Raw genomic sequence first — 12,903 nt, 5'->3', positions numbered from 1 at the left:
CTTCAAGATGTTTCCGGCGTTTCCGAAAGCGGATTGGCCACCAGAAAATCAATCATGGCCCGCTGGCTTGCCTTCATCACCCGGTTCGCCGGGTAAACAACCGACACCGGAGACGGCGGCATCAGATAGTCATCCAGTATTCTGACCAGCCGTCCGCTATCCAGATACTTGCGTACAAGGAAGTCCGGTAACAGCGCGATGCCCAGCCCGTCTGCGGCAAACTCTGCTGCCGGCTCTCCGCCGTTCACCTCAAGCACCGGACGGACACTGAAATAACGGGTTGTGTTATCCACCTGAAAGCGCCAACGGCCCGGCTGGCGGATAGATGCATCGAGAATACAGTGATGATCCGCCAGTTGCTTCGGATGCTCAGGCACACCGTGTTTTACCAGATAATCCGGATTTGCCACGCAATAAACAGCCATGGTTCCGATTCGCCGGGCGACCAGTCCGGAATCCGGCAGATCCCCTACCCGGATAGCCAGATCGATGCCCTCTTCCACTAAATTGACAAAACGGTTCATGATCGTCCAGGAGACTTTCACCTGCGGATATTCACGGATATAACGGCTGATCAGCGGCTGTAAGCCAAAACACAGTGAATGCATCGGGGAAGTGATCCGTAACTCTCCCGCCACGACTTGCTGCCGCTCGCTCATATCGTCCTGCAATGATGCCAGCCGGTCGAGGATCTCACTGAAACCCGCCAGATATTCCCGGCCTTCTTCCGTTAAGGTCATGGAACGGGTTGTCCGCTGTAATAACCGGCAACCAAAATGTGCTTCCAGGTCATTAATCTGCCGGCTGACCGCCGAAGTAACCACATTAAGTTTCCTGGCAGCCGCCGAAAAGCTTTCCTGTTCAACCACCGTCCGGAAGGTATGCATTGCCTTTAACAGATCCACTTCAGCACCATTATTCTGATTTAGAGAAATATCTTTTCACAAACACACTGTTTTTCTGATTAACGCACAACACTAGCATAACAATCAACCGATCAATATTCAGATTTTTAACGGAGAAAGACACATGAAAATTCTTATCATTGGCGCGACAGGTACTATCGGCAAAGCACTTGCAGACAAGCTTTCAGCAGAGCATCAGGTGATCCGGGCGGCCTACAGTGGCGGCGATATTCAGGTCGATCTGGGCAATCCGGCCAGCATCCGTGAAATGTTTGCAACCACAGGTCCTGTCGACGCAGTCATTTCCACCGCCGGCCTGGCTAATTTCGCACCGCTGACACAACTGCAGGACAGCGATTACCAGTTAGCACTTAATAATAAACTGATGGGCCAGATTAACCTGATTCGCCTGGGCAGCGAGTTCATCAACGATGGCGGCTCAGTCACGCTGACCTCAGGGATTCTTGCCAAAGAACCTATGCCAGGCAGTGCCAGCATTGCCATGGCCAACGGTGCGCTGCAAAGCTTTGTTCTGGCAGCCGCGCTGGAAGAAACCCGTATTAACCTCAATGTTGTCGCTCCTGCCTTCGTGAAGGAAACCATGGAAATGATGGGCATGGACAGCAGCACCGGCATCAGTGCGGCGGACACGGCCAGCGGCTACATTGCAGCGCTGACCGGCCACCACGGGGAAACTCTGGATGTACGGGATTACCTCTGACAGATAAGCGCCCGCAGCAGCCAGCTGCTGCGGGCCTCTGCCAGTGCAGAGTCTTCAGTCCTCCCAGGAACCAAAGCCGGGAATGTTAATCATGTCCTCTTCAAACCGGGCCAGTGCCGTATCCTGATGACAGGCATCGCAGTTACTCATGCTAATCACACCCGAATTTTCAGTGGTCATCGCTGCAGACAGTTCATCATGCTCGTATCTGAATTCAGGTAAATGTGTAATGCGCAACGGCGCTTTGCCCTGCATATCCTGTAATAACCCCTGCCCTTCGAAGCCAGCATTGCTGATCAGATATTTAAGTACTTTCGCGTGTTCATCCGGTAACAGTTCAGCATTGTCATCAAAATGATTTTCCAGACCGGCCATCAGTTTTTCCCAGCTTCTGGCGGGCAGCAACACCGGAGGATAGGCCATATGACAGTCCCCACAGGCCCTTTCGTACCCCGGCGGAACCGGTCCTTTCATAACCATTGCGCTTTTATCAGATGCCGTGGCCACAGATGCCAGCGCACTGACACCAAAATACACACCGCAAAGTAAAAGGCCACTGGCCGCCAGCCAGCCGGTTCGGAACAGTACTGTACGCATATTTTATTGCTCCTTTAACCAGGCCAGTACATCGGCTTTTTCCTGCAGGCTGCACGCCCGCTTCAGGGTTGATTTACAGTTACGCAGAAACCACTTTTCGATCTTTTTCTCATCCGTTAACCGCAACGCGTTCACTGAAGGTGCCATTGGCGCAATTGGCTTAGCAGTACGGTTATGCTGGCCAGCTTCTGTGAGGCTTTCCCCATGGCAATCCGTACAGCTGCGACCGGCAAATTTGTTAAACCACAGCGCCTTTCCCGCTTCAGCACTGACGGTATTAACCCCCTGGCCCTTATATTTGCTCAGCAGATCATCGGCCGGGGCAGCGAAAACACTGCTGCTCAACAACAGAATACCAATACAACCAAAGGTCAGGCTTAAACGGTTTGCAGTCATCATAACGGTCACCACGTGTTCCAGATTCGTTTGAATAATCAGTGTTTTTTGTTGCCGGTAATCATCGCCCGGATCAGGTTTTCCTTATGCAGGACAGAGCTGAACAGAACACCGGCGATGTGAATAACGATCAGTGAAATCATAAAGTTAGCGGCAAACTCATGGAGCGGTTCCATGACAGACTCCGACATCAGCCAGTGCCCTGCCACATACCAGCTCGCCAGCGGGCCTTCACCTTCTGCAGCCGCCAGCAGCAAACCGGAGACGCTCAGTAAAGTCAGCGTCACTAACAGCAGTACAACCATCCAACCACCGGCAGGATTGTGGCCGGTATAGTGTTTTACCCGCAGGGACAACAGGCTTTTCAGATAGGCTTTTAACTCAGCGTAAGAGGTCACAAAGTTGCTGAAGCGTGCATAGCGGCTGCCGATCAGCCCCCATAAAAGACGAAAGGTAATCAAAAATGCGACCCCGTAGCCGGCATAGAAATGCACGGTTTGCAGATCATCTTCGGAGATATACGCCGTGAAAAACAAAACCACCAGCGACCAGTGAAAAATACGTACCAGCGGATCCCAGACTTTAATCTGCCCCGCAGGCTCAGCCGCCTGGGTTTGGTAATAAGATTTGGAAAGGTTCTGCATCAGAATTGCCCTGTAAATTCGATCTGATGCCAGACTAAATTTGAATACTTAAGGCAATCTTAAGAAAAATTAATTTTCGAAAAGCTTATGGATGAAGGGCTTACTTGTAGAAAGCACTGCCCCGAACCCTCTCGGAGCAGTGGGAAAGAAAAAAGAGTCAGTCCGCCACGGAATAGCGAATGCCGTTACTGAAGCCCCGCCGGTATTTAGTCAGCAGATCCGTGGCAACCGCTTCGGCAGGCCGCAGCACACCGTCGGTATGGTAATCATGAAAACGCTGAATAGCAGGAAAATCCGCCTCATCGGCCTGACGAATCTCGGTCTGCATGGCGGTATCCATCACCCCCGGATCATAATTCACTGCAGTGAACCGCTCAGCCTGATGCTGTTCCTCATCCACCATTGCATGAATAAAGTTTTCTGCCGCCGCTTTGGAAGCACAGTACATGGACCAGCCGGCATAGCCTTTCAGTGCCGCCCCGGATGACAGGTTCACCAACGTTTTGCGGCCACTAAAACGACGGAATGCAGTAACAAACCCCGCCATCAGTATCATGGGTGATACCTGATTCACCGTAATGCTGTTACGGATCTGTTCCGGTGTCAGGCGCTGCACCGAACTGATGGGCTGCAAATACCCTGCATTATTTACAAACAGCACTTCATCCCATGAACGCTTCGCCAGTGCCGGTAACAGCTCTGCAGCCAGTGCCGTGACGGCAGCGGTATCCGCCAGATCACAGTCGTGATGCCATTCACCCTTTCCGGAACGGGACAGCTCCGCAATGTGCCAGCCATCATCAGCCAGTTGCTGAACAAGTGCCGCCCCCAGGCCACGGGAACCACCAGTTATGATGGCCAGTTTCATCACTCAGCCTTCGCCAGATCAAACCAGCCTGTTGGGCACCCTGCCAGTGTAGAGCCTCCGCGTCCCACAGTAACCCGCGCCCGTTGCTGACGCAGCTGTACCTCAGTTTTAAAACTGTATGCATTGGTGCCGTCTTCTTCATAGGACGTCACATTAGCCACCGTGGTGATTTCACCCAGGTGATTCATACGGGCTTCTGAACGGACATATCTTCCGCTGACCTGCAGCTTCACCTTAGCCTTCATATCCTTAACATCTACATCCAGATGGACCGGAAATTCCCGCTGGCAGGTCCAGATCAGATCATTAATGTTATCCGTATAAACCCCGGCCCTGACCATACCTTCACCGTCCAGCGCGATCTCTAATACCTCAAGCTGTTCAGGGGTATAATCCACGACAGGTTTGGTCGCAACACAACCGGATAATGCAATACTCAGGTAAGCGCCAACAGCGGCTCTGGCAAACGTTAATTTCATCAGTTAAATATCCTTATCGACAGTCAATACAGCTTCACGCTGTACCGTTCTAAATTATTGAAACTCAAACAGTTCAGGTTTGCGTAAAACTTCTGTCCGGTCTGGCGGGTTACGGAGAATTTTCCAGGCGCGCGCAGTGCCGCCAATTCCATGCTGATACATGAAGAAGGCATAGCCGGTGCGGTAAATATCACTCATGTCGTTTTCATAGACCGCCTGAGGGTCACTGGGATCGACATCATGCTCAGCTTCTGAGTGATAATCTTCCAGTTCACCTATGACACCCATTTGCTGTAATACCAGTGCAGTGATCAGCTCAGTATGACCTTCAATGGTCATGCGCAGCGCTGCTCTGGCATCCGGAGTGCTGTAGTCTTCTTCGCTGTATTTCAGCCCGTAAAGCTGATCCTGTAACGCATGTACCAGTTCATGGGTCATGGTCCCCAGCAAATGATAGTAAGCTTCATCTCTGGCGCCCCGTTCGTTGCTTGCTGTGATATTAAAGTTCTCTGCAACAATGAATACGGCTTTACGGTCATCATCATAGATTGCCCCCACAGAACGGACATAGTGCAGTAACTCCTGATCAGCCGTTTCCTCTCCGTCATCTTTGAGGAACATGTCCGTAAGCTCGGTAACGGTCACGAAATTAATCTCCGGCAGTACCAGCTCATGGCCAGACTGGCGTTCTATTTCTGAGGCAGAGATTTCAATCACATCCTGTATATCCTGTTCTGAATATAAGGACATGATGTCGTAGGTACGGGGCTTTTCATTCTGGCTGTTACAGCCGGCCAGCAAAAGAAGAAGGCCCATAACAGATAACAGACGAAAAACAGAAAAACAGCGGAAATAATGCATGAACGGACCTTTTCCCTGGCGACAACTGTGGTTTCTGACGTGTAAGAAAGAAACCTGATTAAACAATCACGGACAAGTACGTTCCGTTACCTGCCCCGAATAAGCTAACAAATTGAATATGCGTGGATTTTTTCAGCTGTAACACACAAAAGCAACCCTGTTTTATACTCTAATCCCCAATCTGACAGCCTGTGATTTATTGAAGAGGTAACCGTAACTGCACCTCAAAACCCTGTGGGGTTAAATTCTGCAGATATATATCGCCACCGTGGGCATGGACAATGGAACGGGCAATGGCCATCCCTAACCCGATGCCACCGGTATTACGGTTACGGGAATCCTCAAGGCGCACAAAGGGATCAAACACCCGCTGCCAATCCTTCTCCGGAATGCCAGGGCCGTTATCCCGAATACTGATAATGACTTCATCTGCCGCCTGCCGGACATGGATTTTCGCCACGCCACCGTAATAACAGGCATTTTCCAGCAGATTATTCACCGCCCGTTTCAGCCCCACCGGCCGGCAAACATAGGGTAAACGCTCTGTCACACTGCACTCTATATTCAGGCCAATATCCTGCAGGTCATCGCAGAGGCTGCCAATCAGTGCCGACAAATCCACCAGCCGGCTTTCTTCCCGGGTGGCATCTTCCCGGGTAAATGCCAGGGTGGCTTCCGTCATTTCCTGCATTTCATCCAGCGTATGGATAATTTTTTCTCGAACAGCCTGATCCGGCACAAACTCAGCCTGCAGCCGTAAGGATGTCATCGGGGTACGTAAATCGTGGGAAACGGCGGCCAGCATCTGAGTACGGTTTTGCACAAAGCGTTCTATCCGGTCACGCATGCGGTTAAACGCCCGGGTTGTGCGGCGAACGTCTTCAGGGCCCCGCAGGGGAATGGAGGCATCCAGCTCACCCCGGCCAATCTTATCGGTGGCATCAATCAGTTCCGCCAGCGGACGGGTGACCCGCCGTACAATCAGCACCACCATCACCACCGACAGGGTAAACAGCGCTAACGCCACCAACACTGCCGCAATCCAGCCGGGAAAAGAGCTGGGCGTCATCAGAACCCCGTTGAGCCAGTTACCCGGCTCCCGCTGAATAGAGACAATAGCAATCGGCCGGCGCCCCTCATTTTCACCAAAAGTAAAATCCGGCACAGTAAGGTTTTTAATCCAGCTGTAGCACCAGTAATAACGGGGGCTGATCGACAAACTGTTATCCGCATCATTTACCGGGCTGGACGCCAGCAGCTGCTGAAACAGCGGATGGTCCGGCGCTGCCATATTATCCGGATTCACTCTGGAGGTGTGATCCAGCGTAAATTGCAGCCGTTCTGTGGAGATAGCTGCCAGTATCTGCCCGTGTAATTCAGACGGCGTTTCATCCAGCAACCGGCCCATCGATACGCTGCGTGCCACCAGATCTTCCATCTGACTTAACCGGACTGCCCGGCCCCGCTCCTCATAGAATACGTACACAGTCGCTGCATTCAGCAGGCCAAAGCCTAAAATCAGCAGGCCGATTACCCGGCCCGGCAGGCTCTTTCTGAGATATTCAATCATCACTTACTGCTCATACTTCGATACATCTGCCGTCAGGGTGTAGCCGCCACCCCAGACGGTTTTTATCAGGCTGGGTTTGGAGGGATTCTGTTCCACCTTGCGGCGCAGCCGGCTGACCTGATTATCGATACTGCGGTCAAACACATCCGCCTGCCGGCCCTGGGTAAGATCCAGCAATTGCTCCCGGCTCAGCACATGATGAGGATGGGCGAGAAAGGTCGACAAGAGTTTAAATTCTGCGGTACTCAGGGGCACCGCCACGCCGTCAGAATCCAGTAACTCCCGGCGGCTGACATCCAATAACCAGCGGTCAAATTTCAGGGTTTGCGACGCCAGCGCTTCTTTCTGTGGCGGCAACGCAGCGGTTCTGCGTAATACCGCTTTAATCCGTGCCAGCAACTCCCGGGGGAAGAAAGGTTTGGTCAGGTAATCGTCTGCCCCCATTTCAAGCCCCACGACCCGGTCTGTCTGTTCCGTCATGGCGGTCAGCATTATCACCGGTAACTGGCCCTGTTCACGTAAATGGCGGCACAGGCTTAAACCGTCCTCTCCGGGCATCATGACATCCAGAATCACCAGGTCCACCGCACTGCTGTTAAGCACGGCTTTCATCGACTTGCCGTCTTTGGCGGTTGTGACCCGGTAGCCATGCTCCGTCAGATAACGTGCCACCAGATCACGGATGTCCTGATGATCATCAACGACGAGAATATGAGAGGTGTTTTGCATAGCCGGGCGGGTCCACAGGGGTTATCACTGCTGCAAGGATATCGGTTCCGGGGGGCACACAACAATGAAAAAAATGTATCAAATTGTATCAGTCGATCTGTCTGATAAGACTTGCGACAAAATATGCCTGAACTGAAAAACTCTGGTGACATTTTAACGCTGAAATAACTGGCGCATTCACTGTTAAGCCGACCTGTCACGTAAGAGATTTACTATGGAAACACTGCTGAATAACCCGCTGATTCAAAGCTCTTTACTGCCCCTGCTCCTAAGCCTTGCACTGACCGCCGCCATCGGCTTCAGCTGCGATGCCGGGAAGAAAATTGCCGCTGTGTCGATCGCTGCCAGCCTGCTGATCAGCATTATTCAGATTCAGGGATTTTCCGCCATGCCCCGGTCTGCCTCACAAAAACTGCCCTATCTGATTATGATCGCCGGCTTTGCCGGATTACTGATCGATACACTGAACACCCGCAGCAGAATGTTGCAAACCATGTCGGTGATTATGCCGGTCACCGTACTGGCCTGGCTGTTCGGTGGCCGGATCAGCAGCATTGACGCCCCTGGCTGGGGCTACTTTGCCGCCATCATTCTCGCGGCAGTCGTTGCCCGGCGCCAGTGTGCCGCTAGCAATGCAGGCATCAACGGTGCTGTTAAGTTGCTCTTTGTCAGCATCGGTTTAGGGGCCGTGACCATTATCGGTGCCTCTGCCCTGATCGGTCAGACCGCATTTGCACTGAGTGCTGCTATCGGCGGATTTCTGCTGCTTAACTGGCCAAAACAACGTTTTACATTCGGTGCCACGGCACAGCTGGTCATCATTACCGTACTAACAGCCCTGCTGGCGCAGGCCCTGTTTTTTACCAAGGCCAGCGGCATCGCCCTGCTGCTGTTACTGCCGTTACTGTTTACTGACAGTATCCAGCAAAAAATCACCTTTATCAGATCCTATAACAGCCCGGCCGCACGGCCTGTGTGCCTGAGCATTCTTGCCGCTGCCCTGCTGCCACTGGCAATCGGCAGCGCCGTCCTATTGGCAGAGCCTGCCGGTATGGCGTACTGAAATACCTTTTTTTCATCCCTGTAACCTCTCCCGGAGAATCCAGACATGTACCTGAAATCGCTATTAACAGCATCTGCTCTTACCGCTGCCATGATCACTGCCCCACTCAGCCAGGCAGCCCCGGTCGGCTATGACATTGATATGTCACACACTAATGTTCTGTTCGACGTCAACCACCTTGGCCTGAGCACTATGATCGGCCGTTTCGGCGACGTTGCCGGCACCCTGATGTTTGATGAAGACAACATCGAGAACTCCACTGTATCAGTGACAGTACAGACCGCCTCGATTAACACCTTCCATGAAAAACGCGATGATCACCTGCGTTCACCGGACTTTTTCAACACCCTTGAATTCCCGGAAATGACTTTTAACAGCACTTCCGTCACCAAGCTGGACGCAAACACCGCTCAACTGAAAGGTGAACTGACATTACTCGGCGTAACACAGCCGGTTACGTTGGACCTGACCGTCAACAAGGTTGGTCCGCACCCGTTCAATAAAAAGCAGGTAGCAGGATTTACCGCCACCGGCACGATCAAGCGCAGCGATTTCGGCATGAAATACGGCGCACCAATGATCGGCGACGATATCGCCCTGCGCCTGGAACTGGAAGGCATCCGCCAGTAATCCGGCATCAGCGGAAACGCCATCCCCGGCGTTTCCGTTACCGGTATCGGTTCCCCGCAGCAACCGGATCCGGGTAATAGCCCTCCCATAATTTTGCGCTAGCTCCTTCTCTGCTCCGTTCCGTTTTCTTCTTCTCCATTTTCTCTGGCTGCTCTTCTCTCTCCGGTCTTCTTTCTCTGTTCTCTTTTACGTCCCATCCACGTGGCTTTCTGATGCGTAACCGCTTGCAAACAAATAAGGACTACTAACTAGTTATAGCTAAAAACTACAACGCCGATAGAAAAGATAAAACAGCCAGATACTGATTCATGAATTACTATCGAAACAATAGTTAGGACTCCTTACTAAAAACAAATCAATCACACGGAGAGTACGTTATGAGTAATGCCATTTTCTATCACGCCGGCTGCCCGGTATGCGTGTCTGCTGAATCCCGGATTCTGGACGTCATCGACCATAATAAGGTGAATCTTGAAATCGTTCACTTTGGTAAAGGTCAGGCTAACCGCATCCCGGAAGCTGAAGCTCACGGCGTTAAATCAGTGCCTGCTCTGGTTATCGACGGTGAGGTTTTACACATCAACTTTGGCGCCAGCATGGAAGACGTTAAAAACGGCTGACCACCTGAGTTCAGACAGACCCACAACATTAAGTAAGCATTGAATTAAAAGGTTTATAACAATGAATGCAAAAAACGGAACGAACACATTACTGGCAGCCGCCTGTGCACTGACACTGGCCGCTTCAACCCTGACACTGGCCGGCGGAACCCACATTGATTCACCGGCCAGTAATGAGATTGACCCCAGTTTTGACATTCTGAAAGCCCGTGTTGTTACCGACGGTTCACATCTGATCTTTCATCAGGAAGCCCGCGGTACCGCTGGCGAATCAGTACCGAAAAAAGTTGGCCAGCTCGGTGGTTCAGAAATCTACACCTACGTATGGCCAACCACACTGGACAGCAGCACCGTTGGTTTTGAAGCGGATAAAGGCATCCTAGCACTGGCATTAACCATCCATCCGGACTTTGACGATACCCCACTTTATGACGAAGACAATGATGGTGACAAAAATAATGACGGCGACAAATGGCACAGCCACTGGGTCGTTCTGACACAGGACGACAGCTGTGGCCAGGGCGGGCTGAAGATCCGGGATATTCCGGAAGGAACCTCACCGAAAATGCCGGCAACCTGGCCGGAGCTGCCAATCTATATCGATAGTCCGGGCTACGACTGGGCGCTGCATAACGGTGAAGCGCTGATCCGGGTGCCGCTTAAAGAGGTTGGCCTGTCGAAGGACTTTAAGTTTGATGCAGTCACTTCGGTGCTGAAAATTAACGAGAACGTTCACGCACCGCTGGCCTGTATCTCCAATGTCTGGGATATCGCGTCAGGTGACCTGAGCTTACCCGGCACTGTCCAGTAAAACACACTGTTACTCTGACACCGGAACATATCCGCCCCGGGGCGGATATGTTCTGCCAGCCCCATGAGGTCATTATGAAAATCGATGTTTATGATACTTACGCCACCCTTTCCACAGGCAAAATGGTTCACTTTGATGTGTTTATTCCAAGTGGCGAAAACAAGGCAACCGCTGTTAATTTTGCCAATGCATTTTTAGCTACACTGGAAGAAAAACACAGCAATCTTAACCAGCAACTGTGTAACTTCTGTCATTCCGAAATTACCAACCCGCGAATTGCTGCAGAAATTGCCGAACACGGCCATTTCATCCTGCAAATGGAAGGTTGCCCTAATCCTTACGGAGGCCCCAAATGACCCCGTTAATGCCTGCACCACCGTTAGAGGTCAGCGAATGGCTTAACAGCCAGCACGGTATCAGCCTTTCTGCACTGCAGGGGCGTGCAGTGATGATCTGCGCCTTTCAGATGCTCTGCCCCGCCTGCGTTGAGCTGGGGTTACCCCAGGCAAAACGGGTCCGGGCACTGTTTGCAGAACAGGATTTAGTGGTGCTGGGCCTGCATACTCTGTTTGAACACCACAGTGCGGTCACAAAGGCGACGCTGGAAGCCTTTCTGTATGAAAACCGGATCCGTTTCCCCGTCGGCCTTGACCGGCCCGGTGAAAACTCACCGATACCGAAAACCATGCAGACCTATAATTTACAGGGAACCCCGACGACAATACTGATCAGTAAACAGGGGCTGATTACCCGGCAACATCTTGGCCATATTCCTGATTTGCAGCTGGGTTCTGAGATCATGGCGCTGGTTGCTGAAGAGTAGGATTTCAAGGTATGTCCGTTTGAGCATCCGGAGAACTTATGACACACTGGCCGCCGAAAATCAGTACAACGCCCGAAACATGAGTGCCTTATGAATAATGGCTTTGACAGCTCGCAGCAAAATATTCACACGAAGATCATCGTGGGAATTGAGCGGCTTGCAACATTATTTCGCTTTGGCTTACAGGATCAGGCTAAGAAGCATCATCTGACCCCGCTGCAGGTGCAGATCATTCTGTTTATTGGTTTTCACCCCCGGCCAAGTTCTCCCTCAGCGATTGCAGAAGAATTTGCCCTGACCCGGGCCACCGTCAGCGATGCCATTAAAACCCTGATAGCAAAAGGGTTGGCTGAAAAAATACAGGACTCTCTGGATGCCCGTAAATTTTCGGTATGCCTGACCGCTGAAGGGAAGCAACAGCTACAGGCGTTTCATCCCCTGACACAAACCTTCGACCTGGCACTGGATAAGCTCTCGGAAGCAGACTGCCTGATCATCTGGCAGGGTATTCTGACCCTGTTCAAAGCGCTGAACCCGTCTGATATTCCGGTACGGATGTGCTACAGCTGTCAGTATTATCAGCCGGCTGAAGGAGATAAAGAGAGTTTCTGCAAACTGATGCAGGTTCCCCTGCCACCACAGGACTTACGTCTGGACTGCCCGGAACATCTTGCTAAGGACAAGCACTGATCAGTCCCGGAAAATATCCGTATCGCTGCCCGGCTTAACTGTCGGTAATTTCATGCATCAGTGGCCCCAGTATTTGCCGTAACTGACGACACTGCTTTTCATCCAGCCTGTCACCGATTGTCGTCTGTATTCCCCGGGAATACACCGCCCACATCTTTTCCCGAATTTCCCGTCCCTGCGGGGTAATGGTCACCAGATGACCACGACCGTCCGTCTCGCACTGGGTTTTCACCAGATAGCCTGCTTTTTCCAGCCTGCCCAGCAAACGGGACAGGCTGTACTGAGACAGCAGCTTTTGCTGCTCAATCTCGAAAGGCCTTAATCCTGCTTCACCGGCTTTATCCAGTTCCCACAGCACGTCATACCAGGCAAAAGGCGGCAAGCCGTTGTCTTTCAGGGATTTTTCCACGTAGGCAAGCGAGGAATCCTTTGCTCTGAGCAAGGCTATCCAGGCATCTACAACATATTCTTCAATCTTTTCACTCATGGCCGGATT

The 12,903-nt window shown here is 51.8% G+C and carries 18 protein-coding genes; 8 read left to right on the top strand and 10 right to left on the bottom strand.

The annotated features are described in order from the left end of the window. Positions 1-2 precede the first annotated feature (2 nt). Positions 3-905 (bottom strand): LysR family transcriptional regulator, encoded by a 903-nt coding sequence (locus JYB63_RS01420; protein ID WP_336510833.1) that lies wholly within the window; start codon positions 903-905, stop codon positions 3-5. 124 nt (positions 906-1,029) lie between these two features. On the opposite strand from JYB63_RS01420, the gene JYB63_RS01415 reads away from it, so the two are divergent. Beyond that, a complete protein-coding gene (locus JYB63_RS01415) occupies positions 1,030-1,626 on the top strand; it encodes a short chain dehydrogenase (RefSeq protein WP_205655958.1) in 597 nt (198 codons plus the stop codon). Between the two features lie 54 nt (positions 1,627-1,680). Here the strand turns inward: JYB63_RS01415 and JYB63_RS01410 are convergent, their stop codons facing one another. From JYB63_RS01410 to JYB63_RS01375, 8 genes are all read right to left on the bottom strand, one after another. Next, entirely contained in the window at positions 1,681-2,223 is a 543-nt protein-coding gene (locus JYB63_RS01410; RefSeq protein WP_205655957.1) for a hypothetical protein, read from the bottom strand. A 3-nt stretch (positions 2,224-2,226) separates the two neighbouring features. Then, entirely contained in the window at positions 2,227-2,622 is a 396-nt protein-coding gene (locus JYB63_RS01405) for a DUF1924 domain-containing protein (protein ID WP_205655956.1), read from the bottom strand. 35 nt (positions 2,623-2,657) lie between these two features. Beyond that, complete coding sequence (locus tag JYB63_RS01400; protein ID WP_205655955.1) at positions 2,658-3,263, bottom strand: cytochrome b/b6 domain-containing protein; 606 nt, start codon at positions 3,261-3,263, stop codon at positions 2,658-2,660. A gap of 157 nt (positions 3,264-3,420) precedes the next feature. Beyond that, positions 3,421-4,131: an SDR family NAD(P)-dependent oxidoreductase gene (locus JYB63_RS01395; protein WP_205655954.1), complete on the bottom strand. Its 711-nt coding sequence runs from the start codon at positions 4,129-4,131 to the stop codon at positions 3,421-3,423. Then, positions 4,131-4,610: a hypothetical protein gene (locus JYB63_RS01390; RefSeq protein WP_205655953.1), complete on the bottom strand. Its 480-nt coding sequence runs from the start codon at positions 4,608-4,610 to the stop codon at positions 4,131-4,133. Before JYB63_RS01390 ends, JYB63_RS01395 begins: the two co-directional genes overlap by 1 nt. A gap of 54 nt (positions 4,611-4,664) precedes the next feature. Beyond that, positions 4,665-5,426 carry a hypothetical protein gene (locus tag JYB63_RS01385; RefSeq protein ID WP_205655952.1) on the bottom strand — a complete coding sequence of 254 codons (762 nt, stop codon included), beginning with the start codon at positions 5,424-5,426 and terminating at the stop codon, positions 4,665-4,667. A 241-nt stretch (positions 5,427-5,667) separates the two neighbouring features. Beyond that, positions 5,668-7,041 (bottom strand): ATP-binding protein, encoded by a 1,374-nt coding sequence (locus JYB63_RS01380; RefSeq protein WP_205655951.1) that lies wholly within the window; start codon positions 7,039-7,041, stop codon positions 5,668-5,670. Positions 7,042-7,044: 3 nt separating this feature from the next. Next, positions 7,045-7,770, bottom strand: a complete 726-nt coding sequence (locus JYB63_RS01375; protein WP_205655950.1) for a response regulator — start codon at positions 7,768-7,770, stop codon at positions 7,045-7,047. A gap of 214 nt (positions 7,771-7,984) precedes the next feature. On the opposite strand from JYB63_RS01375, the gene JYB63_RS01370 reads away from it, so the two are divergent. The 7 genes from JYB63_RS01370 to JYB63_RS01340 all read left to right on the top strand — a co-directional run bounded on the left by JYB63_RS01370 (position 7,985) and on the right by JYB63_RS01340 (position 12,407). Next, positions 7,985-8,833, top strand: coding sequence for a hypothetical protein (locus JYB63_RS01370; protein WP_205655949.1), 849 nt, complete (start codon positions 7,985-7,987; stop codon positions 8,831-8,833). Between the two features lie 45 nt (positions 8,834-8,878). Continuing rightward, on the top strand, positions 8,879-9,463 hold the full coding sequence (locus tag JYB63_RS01365) for a YceI family protein (protein WP_205655948.1): 585 nt from the start codon (positions 8,879-8,881) through the stop codon (positions 9,461-9,463). A 377-nt stretch (positions 9,464-9,840) separates the two neighbouring features. Then, positions 9,841-10,083 (top strand): thioredoxin family protein, encoded by a 243-nt coding sequence (locus JYB63_RS01360; RefSeq protein ID WP_205655947.1) that lies wholly within the window; start codon positions 9,841-9,843, stop codon positions 10,081-10,083. Between the two features lie 61 nt (positions 10,084-10,144). Further along, positions 10,145-10,894, top strand: a complete 750-nt coding sequence (locus tag JYB63_RS01355; protein WP_205655946.1) for a hypothetical protein — start codon at positions 10,145-10,147, stop codon at positions 10,892-10,894. Positions 10,895-10,968: 74 nt separating this feature from the next. After that, positions 10,969-11,250 (top strand): DUF2024 family protein, encoded by a 282-nt coding sequence (locus JYB63_RS01350; protein WP_205655945.1) that lies wholly within the window; start codon positions 10,969-10,971, stop codon positions 11,248-11,250. Beyond that, positions 11,247-11,717: a peroxiredoxin family protein gene (locus JYB63_RS01345; protein WP_205655944.1), complete on the top strand. Its 471-nt coding sequence runs from the start codon at positions 11,247-11,249 to the stop codon at positions 11,715-11,717. The genes JYB63_RS01350 and JYB63_RS01345 overlap by 4 nt, the downstream gene beginning before the upstream one ends. A gap of 90 nt (positions 11,718-11,807) precedes the next feature. Continuing rightward, a complete protein-coding gene (locus JYB63_RS01340; protein ID WP_205655943.1) occupies positions 11,808-12,407 on the top strand; it encodes a MarR family winged helix-turn-helix transcriptional regulator in 600 nt (199 codons plus the stop codon). Positions 12,408-12,441: 34 nt separating this feature from the next. Here the strand turns inward: JYB63_RS01340 and JYB63_RS01335 are convergent, their stop codons facing one another. Next, entirely contained in the window at positions 12,442-12,894 is a 453-nt protein-coding gene (locus JYB63_RS01335; RefSeq protein ID WP_205655942.1) for a MarR family winged helix-turn-helix transcriptional regulator, read from the bottom strand. Between the last annotated feature and the right edge of the window lie 9 nt (positions 12,895-12,903).

The sequence above is a fragment of the Aliamphritea spongicola genome (genome assembly GCF_017051665.1).
In the GTDB taxonomy this organism is placed as follows: domain Bacteria; phylum Pseudomonadota; class Gammaproteobacteria; order Pseudomonadales; family Balneatricaceae; genus Amphritea; species Amphritea spongicola.
Note: the sequence above shows the minus strand (reverse complement) of the source record. Positions and strands in the feature narration are given on the sequence as shown.

Bases quoted from the DNA above. Each gene is read 5' to 3' on its own strand.
- JYB63_RS01415 (WP_205655958.1), top strand. From the start codon at position 1,030: ATGAAAATTCTTATCATTGGCGCGACAGGTACTATCGGCAAAGCACTT.
- JYB63_RS01410 (WP_205655957.1), bottom strand. From the start codon at position 2,223: ATGCGTACAGTACTGTTCCGAACCGGCTGGCTGGCGGCCAGTGGCCTT.
- JYB63_RS01405 (WP_205655956.1), bottom strand. From the start codon at position 2,622: ATGATGACTGCAAACCGTTTAAGCCTGACCTTTGGTTGTATTGGTATT.
- JYB63_RS01400 (WP_205655955.1), bottom strand. From the start codon at position 3,263: ATGCAGAACCTTTCCAAATCTTATTACCAAACCCAGGCGGCTGAGCCT.
- JYB63_RS01395 (WP_205655954.1), bottom strand. From the start codon at position 4,131: ATGAAACTGGCCATCATAACTGGTGGTTCCCGTGGCCTGGGGGCGGCA.
- JYB63_RS01390 (WP_205655953.1), bottom strand. From the start codon at position 4,610: ATGAAATTAACGTTTGCCAGAGCCGCTGTTGGCGCTTACCTGAGTATT.
- JYB63_RS01385 (WP_205655952.1), bottom strand. From the start codon at position 5,426: ATGGGCCTTCTTCTTTTGCTGGCCGGCTGTAACAGCCAGAATGAAAAG.
- JYB63_RS01380 (WP_205655951.1), bottom strand. From the start codon at position 7,041: ATGATTGAATATCTCAGAAAGAGCCTGCCGGGCCGGGTAATCGGCCTG.
- JYB63_RS01375 (WP_205655950.1), bottom strand. From the start codon at position 7,770: ATGCAAAACACCTCTCATATTCTCGTCGTTGATGATCATCAGGACATC.
- JYB63_RS01370 (WP_205655949.1), top strand. From the start codon at position 7,985: ATGGAAACACTGCTGAATAACCCGCTGATTCAAAGCTCTTTACTGCCC.
- JYB63_RS01365 (WP_205655948.1), top strand. From the start codon at position 8,879: ATGTACCTGAAATCGCTATTAACAGCATCTGCTCTTACCGCTGCCATG.
- JYB63_RS01360 (WP_205655947.1), top strand. From the start codon at position 9,841: ATGAGTAATGCCATTTTCTATCACGCCGGCTGCCCGGTATGCGTGTCT.
- JYB63_RS01355 (WP_205655946.1), top strand. From the start codon at position 10,145: ATGAATGCAAAAAACGGAACGAACACATTACTGGCAGCCGCCTGTGCA.
- JYB63_RS01350 (WP_205655945.1), top strand. From the start codon at position 10,969: ATGAAAATCGATGTTTATGATACTTACGCCACCCTTTCCACAGGCAAA.
- JYB63_RS01345 (WP_205655944.1), top strand. From the start codon at position 11,247: ATGACCCCGTTAATGCCTGCACCACCGTTAGAGGTCAGCGAATGGCTT.
- JYB63_RS01340 (WP_205655943.1), top strand. From the start codon at position 11,808: ATGAATAATGGCTTTGACAGCTCGCAGCAAAATATTCACACGAAGATC.
- JYB63_RS01335 (WP_205655942.1), bottom strand. From the start codon at position 12,894: ATGAGTGAAAAGATTGAAGAATATGTTGTAGATGCCTGGATAGCCTTG.